This window comes from Nitrospirillum amazonense (genome assembly GCF_007828035.1).
GTDB classification, from domain to species: domain Bacteria; phylum Pseudomonadota; class Alphaproteobacteria; order Azospirillales; family Azospirillaceae; genus Nitrospirillum; species Nitrospirillum amazonense.
Window position 1 is genome coordinate 259,935 of sequence record NZ_VITV01000007.1, and the last position, 22,453, is coordinate 282,387.

Sequence of the window (22,453 nt, forward strand, 5' to 3'; positions counted from 1 at the left end):
TGGGCGCGGGCGGGCGGTTCCCTGGGGCCGCCCGCCCCTTATGATTAAAAACGAATGGGGTCCGACGCTGGCAAAAGCCGGCGTCCGTATTGTTTTCGTATTTTTGATCTGGTCGCTTGTGGACCCGGATACCCTCGTGCGCTCCTGCCCCGCTTGTGCATCCCGTGGGATGCCCACGGATGCCGGATGGGGACATCAGGTCCGTGAATGTCCGTACTTGATGTCCGTATTGGACCCGATGAAGGGTCGCGCGCGGAGGCGTGTTTGCTGACAGGTTTGCCGGTATCCTTGGCTATCGAGCCCCCACCCGCCATGACGGTTCCCACCCCGGCCGCGCTGGACACGCCCGTCCTCCCCGACGCTCCCATCCAGATGGTCGCCGCGGTTCATGAGGCGCCCGCGGAGGCCGACACCGCCCATCCCGAGGACCGCTATCGCCGCCTGTTCGAGCAGGCTCCCTGGGGCCTGTTCCAGACCACGGTCGATGGCCGTTACCTGGATGCCAACCCGGCGCTGGCCCGGCTTTATGGCTATGACAGCCGCGAAGACATGCTGGGTACCTTGACCGATATCGGCGTGCAGCTTTATGTCGACGCCGGCCGGCGTGAGGCCTTCGTGGCGGAGATGCGGGCGCGGGGCGTGGTCCAAGGCTTTGAGTCCCGCATCCGCCGCCGCGACGGCACCATCATCTGGATTTCCGAGACCTGCCGCGAGGTGCGCGACGCCAACGGCCAACCCCTTTATTACGAAGGCACGGTGGAGGAAATCACCACCCGCAAGGAGGCGGAGCAGGCCCTGCGCGCCGCCAACGAGAAGGCCCAGCGCGCCAACGAGGCGAAGGAGCGTTTCCTGGGCCTGGTGACGCATGAGTTGCGCACACCGCTGCACGCCATCCTCGGCTTTGGCGACCTGATCGGCCAGCTGGACCAGGACGAGGTGGCGGAGCGCGACGACTATCTGCGTGAGATCACCAGCGCCGGCAACCGGCTGCTGCGCACCATCAACCGCTTGCTGGACTATACCCGCCTGGCATCGGGGTCCATCGCCAGCGAGCTGCAACTGATCGAGCTCGAGCCCTTTGTGACCCGTCTGGTCCGTCAGTTCGGCGGCGGACGGGACAAGCGCGTTCGCGTCCAGCATGATGCGGAAACGACGGCGCCCTGCGTGCTGGAGATTGACGGCAATCTGCTGAACCGCGCCCTGACCGAGCTGCTGACCAATGCGCTGACCTACTCGCCACCCGACCAGGCGGTGGTGGTGGAAATCGGCCAGCGGCGGGAGGGTGTGACCCTGCGGGTCATCGACCAGGGCCGCGGCATGTCGCCGGAGGAGCTGCAGGCCGCCGCCGTGCCTTTCGGCAGTGTCATCCTGCAGGCGCGCGCGCGTCAGCAGGGCCTGGGGCTGGGCCTGCCCATCGCGCAGAGCATCGCAAGCATGCTGGGCGGCCACCTGGATCTGGCCAGTTCCCTGCTGAACGGCACCGTCGCCACCCTGCACCTGCCGACACCGGCGGCGCGTTAGACTTTATGCGGCCCCCCCGGCCGCACGGTGCACAGCGTCTCCAGCTTCGCGGCCAGGCGCTCCACCACCACCGGCTTCAGGAAGAAGGCATCGGCGCCGCCCGCCAGCACCGCCTTCTCATCCGACCGCTCGCTGTAACCGGTGTAGAGCACGCAGGGCAGGTCGGGCCGGCGGGTCTTCAGCAGGGCGATGAGGGCCATGCCGGTCATGCCGGGCATGGTCTGGTCGCTGACAACGGCATCGAAGGCCAGCGGATTCTCCTCGAACACCTCCAGCGCTTCGGCCGGGGTTTCGCAGATGGCGACCTCATGCCCCCGGCGCGACAGGCCTTCCAGCAGCATGTCGCCCATCTCCGCAGCGTCGTCCACCACCAGGATGCGCAGGCGGCGGTGCGGTGCCGCCTTCACGGCCGCGGATGCCAGCATGGGGGCCGCCACGGCGCCCGGGCCACCTACCGGCAGCAGGACTCGCAGCAGCGCCCCCTCGCCCTCTGCCGACATCACCGTCATGCCACCGCCATGGGCGCGGACGATGCCGTAGACCACGGGCATCCCCAGGCCGGTGCCCCGGCCCTTGCCCTTGGTCGTGAAGAAGGGTTCGAACAGGCGGGTCATGACCTCCATGGTCATGCCGTGGCCTTCGTCCTCCACCTCCAGCACCACGTGTGGACGGGCCTTGTCGAAGGGCAGGGCCTCATGCTCGGTCCATCTCCCTTCCCTTACCCGCGCATCCTCCGGCGCGGGGCCGGGGAAAAGGCGGATACGGATGCGCCCGCCCTCACCCCGGCGGGCGTCGTGGGCGTTGATCACCAGGTTCATCAGCACCTGGACCAGCTGGGTGGGATTGGCGCGCACATTGGGCACCGAGCCCGCGATCTGGAAGCTCATCTCCGTCGTGGCCGGCACGGCGGAGCGCAAGATGCCTCGCGCATCCTCCAGCACCGCCACTGGGGATACAGCCTGCAGCTCCCCCTTGTCCGATCGGGCGAAGGTCAGGATCTGCCCCACCAGCTCCTTGGCGCGCTTGCCCACGGCGTTGATGCGGGCGACATAGCTGTGCGCCTTGTCCTGCGGGTCCAGATCGTCCAGCAGGAACTCGACATAGCCCAGCATGGCGCCCAGCAGGTTGTTGAAGTCGTGCGCCACCCCGCCGGCCAGCCGGCCGATGGCCTCCATCTTGTCCTGCTGCAGGACTTGGCGCTGCAATTCCTCGCGTTCGCGCGCCACCCGGCGGGCGTTGGAAACGTCGCGCAACACCATCACGATGTCGCCGTTGGGCCGCAGGCTCAGCGTCGTCTCGTACGCCTCCATGGTGCGGCCCCAGATACTCTCCCACGTCTCGCTCACCATGTGGGCATAGCCGGTGGACATGAGGTCGGCGCGGCGGCGCTGGTATCCCTCTTCCGACCGGGCCACCGTCTCCGGCGTCAGCAGGTTCCGCCAATATTGGCCCACCACCGCCGCCTCGTCCGGCGCGCCCAGCAGGGATATGGCCGCGGGGTTGGCGTACAGCACGGTGTAATCCCGGTCGAACAGCACGATGGCGTCCTGGGCAGCGCCTACGCCGGCCAGCATGCGCTCCAGCGCCGTCGTCCGCTCTTCCACCTGGGCGCGCAGGCGGTCACGCTCCGCCAACGTGCCGCGGAAGCGGTCCAGCGCGCGGGCGATGCCGCCGATCTCGTCGTTGCGCCCGGTGTCGGGCACGGCCACGGCCTGGCCCTTGTCCAGCAGGTCTATGGTCCGCGCCATGCGCGCCAGCGGCACGCCGATGATGGCGCGCACGGCCGCCACCAGCACCAGGCTGACCAGCAGCCCCGTCGCCAGGGCCGCGAGCATGATGGCGGTGCCGATGCCGGCAAAGGGCGCGCTCAAGCCCTGCACCGGCACGTCCAGCAGCAGCAGGCGGCGGCTGTCGCCCTCGAAGAACACCATGGGCACGGCATAGCGGCGGATGCGCAGGCCGTTCTTGTCCAGCCGCTCCACCTCATAGGGCTGGACCTTCAGCACCTTGGCCAGTTCATCCGCGCTCAACTGGAACTGCGCCCCCTCACCCACCGTGGCCTTGGTGGCCAGCAGGGTGTGGTCGGGATGGTAGGTCCAGTTGGCCTCGCGATTGATCATGTAGATGTTGCCGCCCAAGGGCCGGCGGTTGTCCAATTCCTGCGCCCGCGCCTCCAGCGACAGGTCGGTGCCGGCCACGCCGATCAGGCGCCCGTTCACGATCACGGGAATGGTGTAGGAGATCATCCAGACGGGCCGGCCCAGCACCGTGTAGAGGTAGGGCGGGATGGCCTGGCGCACGCGGGACTGGGCTGGACGGGTGTAATATTCGTCGTGATAGAAGTCGGAGCGGATCTCGCTGGCCTTCACGCCACCCTGGCCATCGGCCACGTAATAAGTGGCGAAACGCCCGCTTTCCGGCAGTCCCAGGGTGGGGTCGCCATCCTTGAACGCCTGGTCCGGGCCCATGAAGTCCGGCTCGGCCAGGAACCAGAAGCCCACCAAGTTCGGATGGGCCACCGCCGTGCGCTCGATATACTTGGCCACCAGGCGCCGGTCGCTAGTGCCGGTGGCGACCATGCTTTCCACCTGGCGGGCCAAGCCTTCGACGAAGGCGATCTTTTCCCGGGTGATGGCGGCGATCTCGCCTGCCTGCTTGTCGGCCAGGTCCTGGCCGTAATCCACCGCGAACCGTTCCACCACCGCGCGGCTGGTGCGGACGGCCACGAAGGCCGTGCCGGCCGCCGCCAGCAGGACCAGCGGCACCAGGATCAGCAGCAGGCGGGTGGTGATGCTGCCCTGCGCGAGCGGGGTCCGCTCGGAATGGGCGTCAGGCCGCAGGCTCACGCGCCTCCTTCCCTGGCTGGGCCAGGAAGTCGGCCAGCATCGTGCCGAGGTCGCCACTGCTCTTTTCGGAGACGGCGGCCCCGTAGATCAGCTGCGCCGCGCGCAGGCAGGGCGCGGTGATGGCCTCCGGCCCGTCGCTGAGGATCAGCAGGGGCATGCGGGGGTGCCGCGACCGGATCGCCCGGGCCAATTCCAATCCATCCATCTGCGGCATCAGCAGATCCGAAATGACGGCACGCACCGGTTGGGAGGCCAGCACGGACAGGCCCTCGCGGGCCGAGGCGGCCATGATGGGGGCGTATCCCAGGCGCCGAACCGCCTCGCACAGATAGTCGCGGAAATACGCGTTGTCGTCGACGATCAGGATGGCGCTCATTGGGATAGGCTTTCGGGCGATGAACAGGAATTGGGGGTCCAGGTTGTGGATCGCATATGACCGCAACCATTCCCCACCCGCACCTGCCCCGAAGGCTATCGGTCCGGGGAATAGGGATAGCGAGGGATAACGCGACGCTATCCCACAACCCTGCATGGTCGCCATGCCCCGCGCCCGGCGCCAACCGCCCCTGCGTTTCCTTCATTGCCAAGGCTTTAAGACCCACCCAAGAGGCCAAGATCGCGCGCCCGCGTCACCGCCTCCACCCGGTTCTTGGCGCCCAGCTTGCGCAGGATGCGGCGGGTGTGCAGCTTGATCGTCACCTCCTGCAGGTCCAGCACCCGGCCGATTTCCTTGTTGGTGGCGCCGCCCGCCAGATGCTCCAGCACCTGGCACTCCCGCTCCGTCAGCAGGCCGCCGCTGTCGGACGCGGCGCCGGAACCGCCCAGGGGGGCCGGCAGGGCCCCCGCCATGCGCAGGGCCACGTCCGCCGGTACCACGCTGCCGCCCACCGCCACCACCTTCAGCATCTGCACCAGGGCCACGCTGGACAGCGTCTTGGGCAGGAAGGCGCAGGCGCCGCGGGTCAGCGCCTCGCGCGCGATGGCGGCGTCATCATGTCCCGTGACCACTGCCACCGGCGCGTCGATGCCGGCGGCGTCCAGGCGGTCCATCCCGGCGCCGCCCTCGCCCCCCGGCAGTTGCCAATCCATGACCACCAGGTCGAAGTCCTGCCCCTCCGGCTGCTGCGCCAGGGCGTCCAGTTCCTCCAGCGAGCCGACGGCGGTCAGGCTGGCCTGCGGCCAGTCCCGCGTCAGGTACAGTTCCAGCGCGTCGCGGTACATGGGGTGGTCGTCGGCGACCAGCACCCGCATCGGCCTATTCGCGGCACGTTCCACGGCATCCCCCTCCACCCCCACGATCCCCCAACGGTGGCGTCCGTTGCGCGGCGCCGTTCTTGCGGGCCATCATCCGCCCGCGCCCCGCCCAAAACAACAATTTCAAAACAACGCTTTGGCACAGGGTGCCAGTCGCCACCGGCGGCGGCGCCAACAGGCCTCCCGTTTACATTTGTCCGCCGCATCAGATACGGTGCCGGGCAGCTTGGGTCTAAACCAGCGGCGCCGGCCTGCAATGGCGCGCCGCCTCGGGAGGTCGATATGGGAATGGTGGGGCGCGCCGGCCGCGGCGGCGCGGCGATGGGGGCTTGGCGTCACATTCTGGCAGGAAAGATTCTGGCAGGAACGGTTCTGGCGGGAACGGTTCTGGCGGGCGCGCTGATGACGACGCCCGTCCTGGCGGCCGATGCCCCGGCGGGGTCCGGGCCCGCCCTGACGGTGGAGCGCATGCTGGGCAGCCCGGCGCTGAACGGCCCCCGGGCGCGCGGCGTCAAGTTCTCCCCCGACGGCAGCCTGGTCACCTACCTGAAGGCCAAGGCCGACGACGCCAACAAGACCGACCTGTGGGCCTATGACATCAAGGCGGGCGCGGACCGCCTGCTGGTCGACAGCAACCAGTTCAGCGCCAAGGAAAGCGAGGAGGAGCGCGGCCGCCGCGAACGCCAGCGCATCCGCGACACCGGCATCATCGACTATGGCTGGGATGATGAGGGGCGCACCCTGCTGTTCCCCATGGCGGGCGACGTCTTCGTCATGCCGCTGGGCGGCAGCCCGAAGCGCATCACCGACAGCGCCACCACCAAGGACGCCGCCATCGACGCCCGCTTCGCCCCTGGCGGCAAACTGGTGACCTATGTGCGCGGCAACAACCTTTATGTCTATGATCTGGCCCAGGGCCAGGAACGCGCCCTGACCCACGACGGCGCCGGCACCCTGTCCTACGGCACGGCGGAGTTCGTGGCGCAGGAGGAGCTGAAGCGCAACACCGGCTATTGGTGGTCGCCCGGCGCCCGCTACATCGCCTATACCCGGGTGGACGAGTCCGACGTGCCGCTGGTCAGCCGCTATGACTACGGTGCCGAGGGCGTGACGGTGGTGCCGCAGCGCTATCCCTTCGCCGGCGGCCCCAACGCCAAGGTGACGCTGCAGGTCATGGACGCCGGCACCGGCAAGGTCGCCAGCGTCAACCTGGGCGATCCCGCCGGCTATTACCTGGCGCGCGTGGACTGGCGCCGCGACGGCTCGGAAGCGCTGGTGCAGCGCCTGAGCCGGGACCAGAAGCGCCTGGACCTCTTGGCCGTGAACCCCGCCACCGGCGCCGTGCGCACCCTGCTGACGGAAGAGAGCAAGACCTTCCTGAACCTGCACGAGGATCTGCGGCCGCTGGCCAATGGCAAGATCCTATGGGCGTCGGAGCGCACGGGCTTCAAGCACCTCTACCTCTGCGACCATGAGGCCGCCAACTGCCGCGCCCTGACCAAGGGCGACTGGATGGTGGACGCCGTGGCCGGGGTGGATGAGACGGCCGGCCGCGTCTTCTTCACCGGCTTCCGCGAGGGGCCGCTGGACCACCACGTCTATTCCGTGGGCCTGGCCAAGGGCGACGTGAAGGCCCTGACCACCGAGGATGGCTGGCACGGCGCCGTCATGGCGGCCAAGGGCGGCAGCTGGCTGCACAGCTATTCCGGCCCGCACCAGCCGCCGCAGCTGTCGGTGGAGGACGCCAAGGGCAACCGCGTGACCTGGCTGATCGAGAACAAGCTGGACGACAGCCATCCCTTCGCGCCCTACCTGGCCGGGGAAATCCAGCCGGAATATGGTGTGCTGAAGGCCGATGACGGCAGCGACCTGCACTACATGATGCTGGTGCCGCCGGGCGCGAAAACGAGCGGCAAGAAGTATCCCGCCATCGTCAACGCCTATGGCGGCCCGGCGGCGGCCCTGGTGACCCACGCCTGGGGCGATGCCCAGACGGGCTTCACCCAGGTGCTGGCGCGCAACGGCTACGTCGTCATGGTGCTGGACAACCGGGGCACGCCGCACCGGGGCCAGGCCTTCCTGTCGGCGACATACCACCACTTCGGCTCGGTGGAGGTGGCGGACCAGGTGAAGGGCGCCACTTACCTGAAGTCCCTGCCTTTCGTGGACGGTCAGCACCTGGGCTTCTTCGGCCACAGCCACGGCGGCTTCATGACCATCATCATGCTGACCCGCGCCCCGGGCGTCTTCGCCGCTGGCGCCGCCGGCGCGCCGGTGACCGACTGGCGCCTCTACGACACCGCCTATACCGAGCGCTACCTGGGCGATCCCAAGGACGGCACGGCCTATGAGGATTCCAGCGTCTTCAAGGATTTGAAGAACATCAAGGGCCGCCTGATGGTCATCCACGGCATGGCCGACGACAACGTCTTCTTCGACAATACCACCAAGCTGCTGCGCGCCCTGCAGCAGCAGGAGACGCAATTCGACCTGATGACCTACCCGGGCCAGCGCCACGGCTTCTACGACACCTACGCCAACATCCACCGCTACAACACCATGCTGGACTTCTTCGACCGCACCCTGCGGCCGGCCGGCAGCCCCGGTGCCGTGACGGCGGGCGGCGCCCCGCAGGCCGGAACGCCGTAAGGGCGCCCGGGCGCCCAGCCCCGGAAACGACAAAGCCACCGATCCCGCCGGGTCGGTGGCTTTTCCTTTGAGGCGCCTTTGCAGGAAAGGCGGAAGCGTGAAGCCCGCTTATTCCGCCGCGCGCAGCACAGGCTCGGACATGTTGGCCGGCTGACCTTCCTGGATCATCTCACGCATGGTATCGAAGCACTTGCCGCAGCGGGGCGAGCACCCCTGGGCCTTGAACACCGCCCCCACGCTCTGCGCCCCCGCCCCGATATGGGTGCGGACGGTACGGCAGTTGATGGCGTTACAGACGCAGACGTACATGGCGCAGGCATCCACCCAGAGGCTGATCTGGGGGATAAGATAGTGAGAGGCGTTCGCAGAGGCAAGGATGATTCTGCGAGGCATTCGCGTATGGGTGGGGCGCGGTTTCGGGAACTTGAGTTCTACGCCGTCAGTCGCACCCATCCTTCCGCCAGGCCGATGTCGGCAGGTGTTTGCATCCATTGAAGAAAATCATCCCCGACTGAACAATACGAATCGCGTGCACCAGTTGATCATCCCCCAGTTCGTATTGAACCGCTCGGGTCAAATAATGGTCATGATAAAGTGGCCCCGGCGGTAAGTCGGACTGATCATCATAGCGATCGACAACAAGAATGCTGCGATACCCTTCGGAATGACCAATAACCTGCCGGTCCACCCTACCGATACGCCTTCTCTCGTCTACCAGCCAATCATGCTTACTTCTAGCAACCTCTTTTCCGTCAGTGGTCACCGTCAAATCATCCGCAAGAATGGCGGCATACCGGTCGAAGCTCTCAGCAGTTTGCGTCGGCACCACTTGCTTGGCGATTTCAAGAACGAACAAGGGCGGAGGCGGGGGTGGGGCAGCGACCGCCATATCACCGATCAGCCAAAATGCGCCAATAACCAGAAGCCCCCGAATCCACGTTATCACTCTGCTCGACATAACCTGTTTCCTCCTGCCCCAAACCAACTTCCAGTTATCCCGGCCGCCTGAACCGCGCCCGCTCCACCTCCGCCCGCACCACGCAGCCCTCGGCGTGGTCGTTGATCAGCCCCATGGCCTGCATGAAGGCGAAGACGGTGGTGGGGCCGACGAATTTCCAGCCGCGTTTCTTCAGGTCCTTGGACAGGGCGATGGAGGCGGGGGAGGTGGAGACGGTCTGGGGCGGGGCGCAGTCCTCCGGCCTAGGTTCGAAGCGCCAGAGATAGGCGGCCAGCGAGCCCTCCTGGCGCACCAGATCCTGGGCGCGGGCCGCGTTGTTGATGACGGCCTCGATCTTGCCGCGGTGACGGATGATGCCCTCATCCCGCAGCAGGCGGGCGATGTCGGCCTCGGTGAAGGTGGCGATGCGGTTGAAGTTGAAGCCGTGGAAGGCGGCGCGGAAGTTCTCGCGCTTGGCCAGGATGGTGCGCCAGCTGAGGCCCGACTGAAAGCCTTCCAGGCACAGCTTCTCAAACAGCCGGCGGTCATCCCCCACGGGGAAGCCCCATTCGTGGTCGTGGTAGGGCAGGAACTCCGGCGCCGCCGCGCACCAGCCACAGCGCGGGCGGCCATCGGGCGCGGATGTCGTGAGGCTCATCGACGTGGGGCTCCTTTCGGCAAAGACAGGGTCGGGGCGCCTCACGGCGCGGCGCAGAGGGGGATGGGCCGGGGCGGCGGCGGGGGGTGGTCGCGCCGATACTGGGCGATCAGCGGCGCCAGCGCCCCTTGGGGCCAATAGGCGGGGGAACCGATGGCCCGCAGGCAAGCGGCGTTCCAGTAGGCGCCCGCCTCGCCATGGGCGACGGCGGCGATATCGGCGGCCTCGGGATAGAGATACAGCGTGGTGGGTGCGTCCTTCACCGAAGCCACGAGGGCGGCGGCGTCGGTGGGCGACCAGCTGGTGCAGCCGTTGCTGCGGCCGCCGGTATAGTCCACCAGCGTGCCCTGGAGGACATAGCCGTCAGCGTCGGCATGGGGGCTGCGCGGGTCGCGGCGGCGGCAAAGGCCCTTCAGGGTCAGGGCGGCATGGCCGCCGATGGCGCGCAGGCGGGCGTTGGCGGCATCGCCCTCCCCCTCGAACTGCACGAAGGACCGCACCAGCGGCACGTCGCCGCCGCCGGCCGCACGGTAATAGCCCTTGAAGCTGTCCTTGATCTCGGCCGTGACATAGGCGCCGCCGGCCGTCAGTTCCGAATCCTGGGCGTTGCCGAAGTTCCGGGCGCAGTCCCGCCCATTGGCGAAGTCCGCCAGGCCGTCCAGGCGGCGGCCGGCGCCGTGGCCGGCGGGGATGGCCTGGAAGGTCCGTGCCGCCTCACAGATCACATAGAACCGGCGGCCGGGCCCGCCATCCTCGGCGGTGTTGGGCCGCGTCGCGTCCATGGCGAAGTAGCAGGGGTTGCGCACCGCGCCCTCCGCCACCTTGCGCCGGTAGAGCGCCTGCGCCCGGGCCAGGACCAGGGGCGCGATCTGTCCCTCCCCCTCGCCGACATGGGCGGCCAGCCAGGCCGGAACGTCCGGCGCCTGCTCGGCACGCGCCGGCGTCGCCAGGGCCAGGACGCCGATCAAGAGCGCCAATCCCATCCGCATCAGGCCCACCACGCCGCGCCTCCACCCATCATCCGGGCGGTGAGTATAGCGGCATCGCCCCTATAGGCGCACGCTGGTGCGCAGGCCCAGCACCAGGCCGTCGCCCACCGGGGTGGTGCGGCCGGGCACCAGGACGTTGCCGCCGGGGTGCGCGACATACTGCACATTGGGCTGCAGCGTGGCCCAGCCGGCCACCACGGCCTGGTAGCTGAACTCCACCAGCAACTCATGATCCCGCACCGGATAATAGGGCCGGCCGTAGTGGCGGTAGTCCTGGTCCAGGCCGGCGGCGGCGGAGCCGATCTGGGCATAGGCCACGGCCAGGCCGGCGGTGTCGTCGGCCCGGGCGGGTAGCAGGCCTTTCCAGGTCAGCCCGCCATCGGCGTAGAAGGCGATGAGGTTGCGGTCGGCGGGCGCGCTCGCCAGGCGCAGGAAGGCGGCCAGGCCCCCGTCCGGTTTGTCGCCCGTGTGCCACAGCGGCACGTCGGCCACGCCATAGACGCCCCAGTCGTTCCGCCGGGTCGCCGGCACCCCGCCGGAGCTTGGGTCGGCCAGGGTCTGGCCACTGGCGGCGTGGTGCTCATCGCTGAAGGGTCCGCCGTGGAACCAGGCGCCCAGCTTCAGGGCCGGCGCCTGGCCGCCTTCCCCCCACACGGCGCCCAGATCCGCCGGCTGGTACTGCGCCTCCACAATGGTGAAGACATCGCCGGAGAAGCTGAAGGTGGTGCCGCTGGGGTCCTGGGCCTGGGCCTCGCCGATCGCACTGCCGGCCGGGTTGCCGGAAAAGACGGCGCCCAGGACCGTCAGCTCCGGCGTGGCGGAGACCTGGACGCGGGCGCCTGGTGTCGCCAGGGGATAGGCGGGGCCGCCGCCCGGCAGGTCGGCACCGGTGATGGCCTGCCAGCCAAAGGTGCCGTTCACGAACAGGGCGGCCCCCCGGCTGGTGACGAACTCGTCATCCGCCGCCAGCTGGCCCACGCGCAGGGAGACCTGGCCGTCCCACAGGGCCTGCTGCGCCCACAGGGTGAACAGGCGGGCGCCGGGCAGCGCCTCGATATTGCTGACGGTGGCGATGTTCTGCAGGCAGCAGCGGCTGAGCCCGTGGCCGTGGATGCCGTAGGCGGTGGCGTGGAACAGCAGACCGTGCCAGTCGAAGGCCGTCTGGGCGTCCAGTTCCACCGTCGCCTCGAACCGGCCATCACCCACCGTGTCGCGCTTCACCCCACCCTGGGTCAGGCCGAACACCTCGCCCACATAGACCAGGTTCAGGGCCAGGCCGTTGTCCGCCAGCCGGCTGCGCAGGCCGCCCCAGTTACCCGTCAGGCCGTCGCGCTCCCAGAAGCCGGGCGGGGCGAACCCTTCCGGCCCTGGCGCCTCGGCGGGACCATCGGCGCCCGGCTGCGACGCCGGCGGCTGGGTCGAGGTCGGCTGGGTCGAGCTCGGTTGCGACGCCGGCGCCTGCAGGGAACCGGGCTGGTCCGCCGCCTGCTGCGCCCGGGCGGGCACAGAGGCCAGCGCCGTGGCCAGCGCCAGCGTGGTCCGGAAAAGGGCGTGGCCGACCATCCGCATCCCCGTCCCCCTACTGCGCTGCGGCATCGAGGATGCGCCGCGTCATGTCGCTGACGAAGGTCTGCAGATCGGCGTCCCGCCGCCCGCCCTGCACCTCCACCTGGCCGAAGACCTGGGCCTGGTAGCGGCCGCCGCGGTAAAGCCGCAGTTCCACCGAGATCAGGCGGTGGGTGCCGAACAGCCGGCCGGCGGCGGAGCGGGGCGGCCCCACGCTGCGCGAGGCGCCGGCCGCATAGGGGTTGGCGCGGAAGGTCCATTCCACCCGGTCGGACGCCGCGCCGTCCGGCGTGGCGGCACCGGCGGCGACGAACGATTGCCCGCCGCCGGGGGTGTTCTTGCCGGCGGTGTTCATCACGATGGCCAGGAAGGGCGCCACCTCCCGCGGCAGGAAGCCCGGCAGGTCGCCGACGGCCGTCACCACCAGCACACCGCCCTCGGCCAGGGCGGGGAACGCCCTGCCGGACAGTGCCACGACCGCCATGCCCAGCACCACGCCCCGGCGGGACGGCAGCGGCAGGGGAGTGAACGGCGGGCGGCGCGACATCACGGCATCTCGGCAAACATCCAGGATGGCGATTGAGATAGCAGAGGCCAGCACCCGGCGCCGCCGCAACCCATCGTTGTCACAAAACAACAACGAAGCCGGCGATTTTAGCCGATGGCTTTATTGGAACGCGCCCATAAGAAAGGCCGGCCGCATGACGCGTCCGGCCCCCCCAAGTTCCGTGCGCGACGGAGCGGCGTCTTACGACTCCGACCCCATCTGCTCCTGCTGGTAGTTCTGCAGGCCCACGCGCTGGATCAGATCCTGCTGGGTTTCCAGCCAGTCGATATGCTCTTCGGTGTCTTCCAGGATTTCCCGCAGGATCTCCTTGCTCTGGAAGTCGCGCACCGACTCGGCATAGGTCATGGCGTCCTGCAGGCAGGTGCGGTTGTGCCGCTCGATGGACAGATCGCCCTCGAACATCTCCGGCACGTCCTCGCCGATCTTCAGCTTCAGCAGGTCCTGCAGGTTGGGCAGGCCCTCCAGGAACAGGATGCGCTCGATCAGCTTGTCGGCGTGCTTCATCTCGCCGATGGATTCCTCATAGACCTTCTTGGCCAGGCGCATCAGGCCCCAGTTCTTCAGCATGCGGGCATGCAGGAAGTACTGGTTGATGGCGGTCAACTCGTTGGTGAGGATCTTGTTCAGGTGAACGATGACCTGCGGATCGCCCTTCATCACTTATTCTCCTTATAGGCGGGGCCCATCCCGAAACCGGACCACGACACCGTCTGCCGCGCGGCGCTTGCAAAAGCGTTCCAGCGGCGCGCGGCAGACGGTACCAGGGACGGATTAAACTTCGACTTGGGTCCCCAATTCCACCACGCGATTGGGCGGAATGTCGAAAAATGTCGTTGCGGACAAGGCCGTGGCCGACAGGGCGATGAAGACCTGCTCCTGCCAGCGGGTGAGGTCGGAGCGGGAGGACGGCACCAGGGTTTCGCGCCCCAGGAAGAACGAGGTCTCCGCCAAATCGATGGCCAGGCCCAGCGGTCGGCACTCGGCTAGGGCGCGCGGCACGTTGGGCTGCTCCATGAAGCCGAAATGGGCGGTGACGGAGAAGAAGCCCTTGCCCAGCTTTTCCATCGACACGCGGCGTTCCCGCGTCACCCACGGCACCTCTTCCGTCAGCACCCGCATCAGCACCACGCGCTCATGCAGCACCTTGTTGTGCTTCAGGTTGTGCAGCAGGGCGTGGGGCACCTTGTCGACGCTGCCGGTCATGAACACGGCGGTCCCGGCCACGCGCACCGGCGTGCGGTCCGCCCGTTCCAGGAACAGCGACATGGGCAGGGCGTCGCGATAGATGCGGTCGTACAGCACCTTGCGCCCCAGCCGCCAGGTGGAAACCAGCATGAACACAGCCATGCCCACGGTCAGGGGTAGCCAGCCGCCCTGGGGGATCTTCAGGCAGTTGGCGGTCAGGAAGCTGAAGTCGATAAACAGGAAGAAGCCGAAGACCACAGCGGCGCGCGGCCGACTCCACCCCCACACGTCGCGGGCGGTGAACAGGGCCATGATGGTGGTGATGGCCATGCTGCCGGTCACCGCCAGGCCATAGGCGTCGGTCAGCTTGGCGGAGCTGCCGAAGGCGATGACCAGCGCCACCACGGCGACCATCAGGGCCCAGTTGATGCGGGGCACATAGACCTGGCCGATCTCGCTTTCCGAGGTGTGGCGGATTTCCATGCGGGGCATGTAGCCCAGCTGCACCGCCTGGCGGGTCAGCGAGAACACGCCGGAGATGACGGCCTGGCTGGCGATGACCGAGGCCGCCGTGGACAGCACCACCAGGGGCAGCAGCAGGAATTCCGGCACCAGCAGGAAGAAGGGGTTGTCGATGGCCTCGGGCTTGCTGAGCAGCAGGGCGCCCTGGCCGAAATAGTTCAGCACCAGCGAGGGGAAAACCAGGCCCACCCAGGCGTGCCGGATGGGCCGGCGGCCGAAGTGGCCCATGTCGGCGTAGAGCGCCTCACCACCGGTGAAGGACAGGACGGCGGCACCCAGGATGTAGAACACCGACCAGCCGTGGTTGAAGGCCAGGTCCAGGGCGTAGCGCGGGTCCAACGCCTTCAGCACGTGGGGCACGTGGACGATGTGCACCAGGCCCATGACACCCAGGCAGAGGAACCAGAAGGTCATTACCGGGCCGAACAGTCGGCCCACGGTGTTGGTGCCACCGCTCTGGATCAGGAACAGGCCCACGACGATGATGCCGGTGATGGGCACCACCCAGTGCTGTACGTCGGGGGCGGATATCTCCAGCCCTTCCACGGCCGACAGCACGGTCACGGCGGGGGTGATCATGCCGTCGCCGTAGAACAGCGCCAGGCCCAGCATGGCCAGCACGGTCATGAGCCGGCGTTGCGAGCGCGACCGGTCCTTGCCGCTGAGCGCCAGGGTGGAGAGGGAAAGGATGCCGCCCTCGCCCTTGTTGTCGGCGCGCAGGATCAGCACGACGTACTTCAGCGTCACCACGAGGACCAGCGACCACACCACCATCGACAGGAAGCCGAAGATGTTGGCCTCGTTCAGCGGCATGCCCGTGATGGCCGGGTCGAACGCCGTGTGCATGGTGTAGAGGGGGCTGGTGCCGATGTCGCCGTAGACGACACCCAAAGCCCCGAGGGTCAGGGCCCAGTGGCGGCGACCGGCGTCGTGCTGGTCGCTAGAGTGGCTGGATTGCATCGGTGGGGATCGGCGTGGACTGCGTTAGGATGGCGTGTTCTGGGACCGGTCGGGGCATATGGCTAAAAGAGATAGGTATCCGATAGCAACGAAACGACAGTTGAAACACGACATCGGTGGCAAAGCGGCCGGATCGACCACGCCACCACCCTGGGACGGATTACGACCGCAGTCAACCATGACATCGCAGGTGCAGCATCGGGCGGGCCCGTCCCACGCTTGAAAAAACGACATTTCGCGCCGCTTGGGCTATGGTGGCGGAAGCCTCGCAAACCCTGCTGAACAAACGGTTTTTCGCCCGTGCCGACCCATCGCCGACTGGCCCGCCTACACCAACGCCGCATCACCGTCGACGGCCGCCCCTTCGCCACCCTGAAGGGGGTGCCGGCCTTGCGCTGGCAGGACCCCTACCACTTCCTGCTCAGCATCTCCTGGGGCGGATTCTTCGGCCTGGCGCTGGCCATCTACCTGATCGCCAACCTGATTTTCGCCGGCCTTTACCTGATGGAACCGGGCGGCGTCACCAACGCCCGCATCGGGTCCTTCACCGACGCCTTCTTCTTCAGCGTGCAGACGCTGGGCACCATGGGCTATGGCGTCATGGCGCCCAACACCGTCTACGCCAACAGCGTGGCGGCGGCCGAGTCCTTCACCGGCATGCTGGGCGTGGCCCAGATCACCGGCCTGATCTTCGCCCGCTTCTCCCGTCCTAAGGCGCTGATCCTGTTCAGCCGCAACATCCTGTTCACCCAGCATGACGGGCACCCGGTGCTGATGCTGCGGGCGGGCAACACCCGCGGCAACCAGATCCTGGAGGCCGAGGCCAGCGTGTCGTTCAGCACCATGCGCATCACGGAGGAGGGCACCATGATGCGCGGGTTCGAGGAGCTGAAACTGATGCGGGCCAAGTCGCCCCTGTTCGCGCTGTCCTGGACCATCGTCCACCGCATCGATGAGAGCAGCCCGCTGTACGGCCAGACGGAATGGACCCTGCGGCAAAGCCACGCGACCTTCATCGTCCTGCTAAGCGGCACGGACGAAAACTATTCGCAGAAGGTCTACAGCCGCAAAACCTACGAGGCCGGCGACGTCCTGTGGGGCCAGCGCTTCGTCGACATCATCAAGGTGCACGATGATGGCCACCGCCTGCTGGATTTCAGCCGCTTCCACGACACCGAGCCGCAGCGGCTGCCCAGACCACAGCCGGACGCCGGGGCACGTGAACCCGGCGCGAATGCGTAAACCGGCCGTTAACGACTGGCCGATATACATAGACCGGAAGGCGTAAAAGCCGGGGCGGAATCCCTTCGCACCGGACCGCCGCAACCCTCCCCCGCTGGAGTGTCCGGTGCCCCGGCAACCGATCGTGACCCTGGCCCATTTCCTCACCAGCGGCGACGACATGCGCCCGCTGCTGACGCCGGCCGGACACAGCCATGCCGTCGCCCGGGAACGCCATGGCCTGATTATCGGCCGGGTGCGCATGCTGGCGCTGCTGCTGGCGGCCCTGACCGTGGCCTGGGTGGGGGTGGATGCCATGAGTTTCCGCTGGCCCGCCTGGGGCGCCCTGGCTGCCGACCGGCTGGTCAGCGCCGGCTGCTTCCTGACCTTGGCCTGCCACCCCCGCTGGCGCCGGGGCCGCCTGGGCATCGCCCCAGCGCTGGGCCTGCTGGTGGGCGTCAGCCTGGCCTTCTACCTAACCGCGCAGCTCATGCTGGGCCTGATGGGCGCCAGCGCCCCGGGCTTTTTAGGCGAAGGCGCCGCCAACACCGCCTACAACGACCTGCCCTACATTGCGGCCGCCGGCCTGGCCCTGTTTCCCCTGACGGCGCTGGAAACCGGCCTGGCCGGCCTGGCCATCCTGGGCGCCAGCGCCCTGTCCATGACCCTCTGGCCCGAGATCCTGGAGGGCGAGTCCCTGGCCAACGCCCTGTGGCACGTGCTGGTCACCACCGGCATTGCCGGGATCGCCGGCATTTGCCAGCTGCGCCTGCTGATCACCCTGACGGACCAGGCCAGCCGCGACGGCCTGACCCAGGCACTGACCCGGCAGGCGGGGGCCGAGCTGCTGGCCGTGCGCTTCGCCAACGCCGAACGCCTGACCCAGCCGCTGACGCTGGCCTTCTTCGACCTGGACCAGTTCAAGGACGTCAACGACCGCTACGGCCACGAGGCCGGCGACACCGTCCTGCGCGAGGCGGCCCGCCGCATCCGAGCCAGTGTGCGCGACAGCGACACGCTGGTGCGCTGGGGCGGGGAAGAGTTCCTGCTGATCCTGCCGGCGACCACCCTTGCCGACGCCCTGCCCATCATCGACCGCCTGGCGGACGGCGGCCTGGGCCTGCGCCCCAGCGGCAGCCCACAGACGGCCAGCATCGGCCTGGCGGAACGGATATCCGACGGCAGCCGCGACTGGAACGACCTGGTGGCCATGTCGGACGTGCGCATGTACGCCGCCAAGCGCGCCGGCCGCAACCGCTACACCGCCGTCGCCGGCTGCCTCATCCCCTTCATCCGTCCCGGCCTGGCCGGCGCGGCTTAGTTTGGGTTCCCTCATGCGCCGGTGTCGCCGTCCGGCGGCATCCTCTTACTGGGCAGCAACCGGGCAGGTGTCGCCGGGCCCCCCATCCAGATCGAGGCAGCGGCCATCGACATCACCGGCCGCCAGCTTGAAGCCCACCAGAGCCGCCAGGGTCGGCATGATGTCGACCGTCTCGACGGACAGCGGCTGCTCGAAGCCGGTGATGCCCTTGCGCCAGAACAGGATGGGCACGCGCCGGTCATAGTCCCAGGGGCTGCCGTGGGTGGCGATGTAGCTGGCCGGCTTGGACGGGATGGCGGTGATGCGCGGCTTCAGGAAGACGACCAGATCGCCGGACCGGCTGGGGTCGAACGAGGCCCGCGCGCGGTCCAGCAGGCTCCACGTGTCGGGCGCACCGGTGGGCGCCGGCGCGCCCGCCACCTCCGCCGCGGTATAGACGGCGGCCACCTGCGGGTCGGCCCGGTACAGGGCCAGCGTTTCGTTCAGCACCTTGGTCCGCCAGGCGCCGGCGACCGTCGGGCCCACCCAGACGTCGCCGTTGCCGCCGCCGAACAGCAGTTCCGCACCGTCCACGCCCAGGGGCGCCACCTTCTTGCCCAGGTTCTCGGACACCAGGCCGTCGTCCACGCGCGCCGCCATCGGCATGCCGCGCAGGCGCTCACGCTCGGGGATATCATTGCCGCCGTGGTCGGCCGACAGGGCCAGGACATAGTCCACCCCGGTGGCGTCCAGGGCGGCGACCAGCTTGCCCAGCGTGCGGTCCAGGTTGGCCACCTGGATGCACATCTCGGATCCTTCGGTGCCGTAGCTGTGGCCGATATAGTCGGTCGCCGAGGCGCCCACGGTCAGCACGTCCACGGACTTGCCGTGGCCCAGCTTCATGTCCTTGATCAGGCGGACGGCGAGGTCGATGATGGCGGCGTCGAACGCGGGGGATGCCCGCCACTGCGCCTCCGCCTTGGGGCCAGGCTGCCTGGCGAAGCGACCGTTGCCGACCGTCAGGACGTCATCCTTCCTCTCCACCGCCACCGGCATGTCGATGGCCTTGCACCATTCCGGCTCGGCATATTCCTTGGCGGGCTTGGCGATCTCGGCCATGGCGGCCTCGTTCACGGCGGTCACGGCCGCCGGCGCGGTGCGGCCTTCGTAGGAAATGAAGCCCTGCCCATCCTTCCAGAACCACAGCTCGTCCACGGCGTGGCCGCCCATCATGATGGCGGCGCGGTCCTTGCCGGCGACGGAAACGGTACGCACCTCCGGGTCGGCCGCCTTCATCCGCTCGCCCAGCGTCGGCACCTTCAGGTGCACGTCGGAGGGAACATAGGCCTTGTAGCTGCCCTTGCTCTCATCCTCGGCACAATAGATCTTGCCCGGCCGGGGGCCTTTGAAGCTGTACCAGTCGTTGGCGATGATACCGGTGCGGGCCGGGTGGTCGCCGGTCATCAGCGTGGAATGGCCGGGGCAGGTTTCCGTCGCCGCATGGCTTTGATAGCCGTTGGGGAACACCGCCCCCTCCGTCAGCCGGCGCAGGCCGCCGGTGAAATGGCTGCGGTATTGCTGAAACAGGTCGGTGGAGAACTGGTCGACCGAGACCAGCACGATCAGCTTGGGGGCCGGCGCCTCGGCATCCGCCGCCACGGCGGGCGTGGCCATCAGGGATGCCACGGCGCACAGCTGCGCCATCAGGGGCGCCACCATCCTGGAATACCAACGCGTCATCATACCCCCCTTCACCCCTTGCGATCGGCGGGCACCGGCGCCCGGCCCCCATGCGACCGGGCGCCGCAGGGCCCGCACCCTTGTTTTCCATCGGCCGCCGGATCGCAACAGATGTCTGGCGTTGTCGTTGAAATGTCATGTGTTTCGGCCGGCTTGCCGCCACGGGGCGCGTGACTTAAGGTGGAAATGCTGGGATGGCGTCATCTTGGGGGATGCATGACGGCGTTGGAAGTGCGGGGGCTGGCCAAGGCGTTCAGCCGGCCGGCGGTGCGGGGCCTGGATCTGACCATCGCGCCCGGCGAGTTCTACGGCCTGCTGGGCCCCAACGGCGCGGGCAAGACCACAACGCTGCGCATGATCGTGGGCCTGCTGCGGCCGGACGCCGGCAGCGTCCGCGTTTTCGGCGTCGATGCCCTGGCCGATCCCATCGCGGCGAAGCGCCAGGTGGCCTGGCTGCCGGATGAGCCGCTGATCTACGACAAGCTGACACCGCTGGAGTTCCTGGAGTTCGTGGCCGGCCTGTGGGGTGTCCCCGCGGCCGATGCCAGCGCGCGGGCGGAGGAACTGCTGCACCGCCTGGACCTGTGGGATCATAGGGCGGAGCGGTGCGAAGGTTTCTCGCGGGGCATGAAGCAAAAGGCGGCCCTGGCCGGTGCCCTGATCCACGACCCGCGCCTGCTGATCCTGGATGAGCCGCTGACCGGCTTGGACGCGGCCATCGCCCGCGAGGTGAAGGACATCCTGGTGGAACGGGTGCGGGCGGGTGCGACGATCATCCTGACCACCCACATCCTGGACGTGGCCGAGCGGCTGGTAAGCCGCATCGGCATCATCCAGGACGGCCGGCTGCTGGCCGAGGGCACGCTGGCGGAATTGCGCGGCCGGGTGGGCCGTGACGACAGCACCCTGGAGGATGTGTTCCTGGACCTGGTGGCAGCCCCGGCCAACACCGAGCGGGAACCGGCATGACCGCCGCTACACTGCGCCCGGGGACCTTGGCGTGGCTGCTGCGGCATGAGCTGCGCCTGGCCGCGCGGGCCATCAAACTGTCATCCCCCGGCGTCTGGATCACCCTGCTGGCCATGGTGATCCTGTTCCACGTCCTGGGCGCCTTCATGGCCATAGGCGCCGCACAAGGGGGAGGCGCCGACATGCAGCCGGCGATCAGCGCCATGGTGGCGGCGCTGGCCTGCTGCTTCATGATGGGCACGGCCATCTACCGCGCCATGGACACGATCTATGCCCGGGGGGACTACGACCTGCTGCTGTCATCCCCCTTGTCGCCCGCCGTCATCCTGCCGGCCCGTGCCTTGGCGGTGATGGCCGGGACCCTGCTGTTTCCCGCTGCCCTGATCCTGCCCATCGCCAACATGGGCGCCATCTTCGGCCATCCCAACTGGTTGGCCGCCTACGTGGCCCTGCCCGCCCTGGCCCTGGCCGTGACGGGCGTCGCCCTGTTGGTGGCACTGCTGCTGGTGCGCTGGGTGGGGGTGCGGCGCGCCCGCGTCGTGGGCCAGGGCATCGCCGCCTTCACCGGCATGCTCATGGGCCTGGCGGGGCAGATCCCCCGGCTGCTGGGCCCGCATATCGACTGGATGGCGCGCACCGACGGGCTGAGGCACGGGCCGCTGGCGGCCTTCGTTCTGCTGCCGGGCCACGCGCTGCTGGGCGACCCGCTATCCCTGGCCGTCCTGGTCATCGCTTGCGTCAGCATCTTCGCCGGCGTCACCGCGCGCTGGGGTGCCACCTTCATCGCCACCGCCTCCGCCGCGGCCGGCGCCACGACGGCCGCAACCAAGGCACCGACCAAGGCCCACCAGTTCCAGGACCGTCTGGGCCCCCTGCTGCGCCGCAAGGAATGGCGGCTGATGCGCCGCCACCCTCAGCTGCCCCTGCTGCTGTTCCAGCAGATGAGCGGCGCCATCATCCTAGTCATTTCCATGCAGGACCAGTGGCGGACCGACCCGTTGACCCTGGCCGCCCTGGTGGTGCCCTTGGCCGCCCTGACGGCCGGCACCCTGGCCAAGCTGGCCCTGGCCGACGGGGCCGCCGACCTGATCAACGCCGCTCCGGTTCCGGCCAAGCGCCTGCGCCAGGCCAAGGTGGAAGCCGCCGGCCTGCCGCCCCTCGCGGTGGTGGCCCTGGTAGCCGCCCTGGCCGGCGGCATCAGCCTGTGGGGCACGCTGACCATCCTCAGCTGCGGCATCGCCGCCACCTTCTGCGCCGTGGTGGCCAGCCTGTGGGTGCAACCGGTCAGCGGAAGCGCGGTGGACCAGGTGCTGAAGCCGCGCAAGGGCGCCACCGGCAAGCTGGTGGGCCGCACCCTGCTGGAAATGATGATGAGCTACGGCTGGATGGGCGCCACCGTCCTGATGCTGCACCACAACCCCTTCGCCCTGCTGGTGGCGGGCGGGCTGCTGGGCCTGGTCGCCATCCTGCGGGCGCCTTTATAAGTTGCTTCAGGCGCTGGCGGGGCATCCGCCCCTTAGCTATCCTCAGTTTCCAGTCCGCTGCGCTCCCCGGAAACTTCCGGCGGA

At 68.5% G+C, this 22,453-nt stretch carries 18 protein-coding genes; 6 read left to right on the top strand and 12 right to left on the bottom strand.

The features are described 5' to 3' along the window. The first annotated feature begins 312 nt into the window (after positions 1-312). The gene (locus tag FBZ87_RS20045) at positions 313-1,521 is read left to right on the top strand and encodes a PAS domain-containing sensor histidine kinase (protein WP_211107020.1); all 1,209 of its coding nucleotides are present in this window, start codon (positions 313-315) and stop codon (positions 1,519-1,521) included. On the opposite strand, the gene FBZ87_RS20050 is transcribed toward FBZ87_RS20045, so the two are convergent. From FBZ87_RS20050 to FBZ87_RS20060, 3 genes are all read right to left on the bottom strand, one after another. After that, entirely contained in the window at positions 1,518-4,367 is a 2,850-nt protein-coding gene (locus FBZ87_RS20050) for an ATP-binding protein (protein ID WP_145612356.1), read from the bottom strand. The two genes, FBZ87_RS20045 and FBZ87_RS20050, sit on opposite strands and share 4 nt — an antisense overlap. After that, positions 4,351-4,743, bottom strand: a complete 393-nt coding sequence (locus FBZ87_RS20055; RefSeq protein WP_186454858.1) for a response regulator — start codon at positions 4,741-4,743, stop codon at positions 4,351-4,353. Before FBZ87_RS20055 ends, FBZ87_RS20050 begins: the two co-directional genes overlap by 17 nt. 215 nt (positions 4,744-4,958) lie before the next feature. Continuing rightward, positions 4,959-5,642 (bottom strand): LuxR C-terminal-related transcriptional regulator, encoded by a 684-nt coding sequence (locus FBZ87_RS20060; RefSeq protein ID WP_246134507.1) that lies wholly within the window; start codon positions 5,640-5,642, stop codon positions 4,959-4,961. A 381-nt stretch (positions 5,643-6,023) separates the two neighbouring features. Between FBZ87_RS20060 and FBZ87_RS20065 the strand changes: the two genes are divergently transcribed. Further along, positions 6,024-8,270: a S9 family peptidase gene (locus tag FBZ87_RS20065; protein WP_186454859.1), complete on the top strand. Its 2,247-nt coding sequence runs from the start codon at positions 6,024-6,026 to the stop codon at positions 8,268-8,270. Positions 8,271-8,378: 108 nt separating this feature from the next. On the opposite strand, the gene FBZ87_RS20070 is transcribed toward FBZ87_RS20065, so the two are convergent. The 8 genes from FBZ87_RS20070 to FBZ87_RS20105 all read right to left on the bottom strand — a co-directional run bounded on the left by FBZ87_RS20070 (position 8,379) and on the right by FBZ87_RS20105 (position 15,655). Further along, entirely contained in the window at positions 8,379-8,579 is a 201-nt protein-coding gene (locus FBZ87_RS20070) for a (2Fe-2S)-binding protein (RefSeq protein ID WP_088874301.1), read from the bottom strand. Between the two features lie 130 nt (positions 8,580-8,709). Then, a complete protein-coding gene (locus FBZ87_RS20075) occupies positions 8,710-9,228 on the bottom strand; it encodes a hypothetical protein (protein WP_145612359.1) in 519 nt (172 codons plus the stop codon). Positions 9,229-9,262: 34 nt separating this feature from the next. Next, positions 9,263-9,865: a DNA-3-methyladenine glycosylase I gene (locus FBZ87_RS20080; protein WP_145612360.1), complete on the bottom strand. Its 603-nt coding sequence runs from the start codon at positions 9,863-9,865 to the stop codon at positions 9,263-9,265. 41 nt (positions 9,866-9,906) lie between these two features. Then, positions 9,907-10,854 (bottom strand): hypothetical protein, encoded by a 948-nt coding sequence (locus FBZ87_RS20085; RefSeq protein ID WP_145612361.1) that lies wholly within the window; start codon positions 10,852-10,854, stop codon positions 9,907-9,909. A 60-nt stretch (positions 10,855-10,914) separates the two neighbouring features. After that, positions 10,915-12,423: a carbohydrate porin gene (locus FBZ87_RS20090; RefSeq protein ID WP_186454860.1), complete on the bottom strand. Its 1,509-nt coding sequence runs from the start codon at positions 12,421-12,423 to the stop codon at positions 10,915-10,917. A 10-nt stretch (positions 12,424-12,433) separates the two neighbouring features. Continuing rightward, a complete protein-coding gene (locus tag FBZ87_RS20095; RefSeq protein ID WP_145612363.1) occupies positions 12,434-12,967 on the bottom strand; it encodes a hypothetical protein in 534 nt (177 codons plus the stop codon). Between the two features lie 201 nt (positions 12,968-13,168). After that, positions 13,169-13,645, bottom strand: coding sequence for a bacterioferritin (gene bfr / locus FBZ87_RS20100; RefSeq protein ID WP_004271553.1), 477 nt, complete (start codon positions 13,643-13,645; stop codon positions 13,169-13,171). Between the two features lie 114 nt (positions 13,646-13,759). Next, positions 13,760-15,655, bottom strand: a complete 1,896-nt coding sequence (locus FBZ87_RS20105; protein ID WP_145612364.1) for a potassium transporter Kup — start codon at positions 15,653-15,655, stop codon at positions 13,760-13,762. Between the two features lie 300 nt (positions 15,656-15,955). Between FBZ87_RS20105 and FBZ87_RS20110 the strand changes: the two genes are divergently transcribed. Both FBZ87_RS20110 and FBZ87_RS20115 read left to right on the top strand, forming a co-directional pair. Beyond that, on the top strand, positions 15,956-16,897 hold the full coding sequence (locus tag FBZ87_RS20110; protein ID WP_145612365.1) for an ion channel: 942 nt from the start codon (positions 15,956-15,958) through the stop codon (positions 16,895-16,897). Positions 16,898-17,003: 106 nt separating this feature from the next. Continuing rightward, positions 17,004-18,197: a GGDEF domain-containing protein gene (locus tag FBZ87_RS20115; RefSeq protein WP_145612366.1), complete on the top strand. Its 1,194-nt coding sequence runs from the start codon at positions 17,004-17,006 to the stop codon at positions 18,195-18,197. A 45-nt stretch (positions 18,198-18,242) separates the two neighbouring features. Here the strand turns inward: FBZ87_RS20115 and FBZ87_RS20120 are convergent, their stop codons facing one another. Then, on the bottom strand, positions 18,243-19,919 hold the full coding sequence (locus FBZ87_RS20120) for an alkaline phosphatase family protein (RefSeq protein ID WP_211107021.1): 1,677 nt from the start codon (positions 19,917-19,919) through the stop codon (positions 18,243-18,245). A 213-nt stretch (positions 19,920-20,132) separates the two neighbouring features. Here FBZ87_RS20120 and FBZ87_RS20125 point away from each other — a divergent pair, with 213 nt between their 5' ends. Continuing rightward, the gene (locus FBZ87_RS20125; RefSeq protein ID WP_145612367.1) at positions 20,133-20,885 is read left to right on the top strand and encodes an ABC transporter ATP-binding protein; all 753 of its coding nucleotides are present in this window, start codon (positions 20,133-20,135) and stop codon (positions 20,883-20,885) included. Beyond that, on the top strand, positions 20,882-22,369 hold the full coding sequence (locus FBZ87_RS20130; RefSeq protein ID WP_145612368.1) for a hypothetical protein: 1,488 nt from the start codon (positions 20,882-20,884) through the stop codon (positions 22,367-22,369). The genes FBZ87_RS20125 and FBZ87_RS20130 overlap by 4 nt, the downstream gene beginning before the upstream one ends. The last annotated feature ends 84 nt before the right edge of the window (positions 22,370-22,453 follow it).

Bases quoted from the DNA above. Each gene is read 5' to 3' on its own strand.
- FBZ87_RS20045 (WP_211107020.1), top strand. From the start codon at position 313: ATGACGGTTCCCACCCCGGCCGCGCTGGACACGCCCGTCCTCCCCGAC.
- FBZ87_RS20055 (WP_186454858.1), bottom strand. From the start codon at position 4,743: ATGAGCGCCATCCTGATCGTCGACGACAACGCGTATTTCCGCGACTAT.
- FBZ87_RS20065 (WP_186454859.1), top strand. From the start codon at position 6,024: ATGACGACGCCCGTCCTGGCGGCCGATGCCCCGGCGGGGTCCGGGCCC.
- FBZ87_RS20070 (WP_088874301.1), bottom strand. From the start codon at position 8,579: ATGTACGTCTGCGTCTGTAACGCCATCAACTGCCGTACCGTCCGCACC.
- FBZ87_RS20075 (WP_145612359.1), bottom strand. From the start codon at position 9,228: ATGTCGAGCAGAGTGATAACGTGGATTCGGGGGCTTCTGGTTATTGGC.
- FBZ87_RS20080 (WP_145612360.1), bottom strand. From the start codon at position 9,865: ATGAGCCTCACGACATCCGCGCCCGATGGCCGCCCGCGCTGTGGCTGG.
- FBZ87_RS20085 (WP_145612361.1), bottom strand. From the start codon at position 10,854: ATGCGGATGGGATTGGCGCTCTTGATCGGCGTCCTGGCCCTGGCGACG.
- FBZ87_RS20090 (WP_186454860.1), bottom strand. From the start codon at position 12,423: ATGCGGATGGTCGGCCACGCCCTTTTCCGGACCACGCTGGCGCTGGCC.
- FBZ87_RS20095 (WP_145612363.1), bottom strand. From the start codon at position 12,967: ATGTCGCGCCGCCCGCCGTTCACTCCCCTGCCGCTGCCGTCCCGCCGG.
- bfr (WP_004271553.1), bottom strand. From the start codon at position 13,645: ATGAAGGGCGATCCGCAGGTCATCGTTCACCTGAACAAGATCCTCACC.
- FBZ87_RS20105 (WP_145612364.1), bottom strand. From the start codon at position 15,655: ATGCAATCCAGCCACTCTAGCGACCAGCACGACGCCGGTCGCCGCCAC.
- FBZ87_RS20120 (WP_211107021.1), bottom strand. From the start codon at position 19,919: ATGATGACGCGTTGGTATTCCAGGATGGTGGCGCCCCTGATGGCGCAG.
- FBZ87_RS20125 (WP_145612367.1), top strand. From the start codon at position 20,133: ATGACGGCGTTGGAAGTGCGGGGGCTGGCCAAGGCGTTCAGCCGGCCG.
- FBZ87_RS20130 (WP_145612368.1), top strand. From the start codon at position 20,882: ATGACCGCCGCTACACTGCGCCCGGGGACCTTGGCGTGGCTGCTGCGG.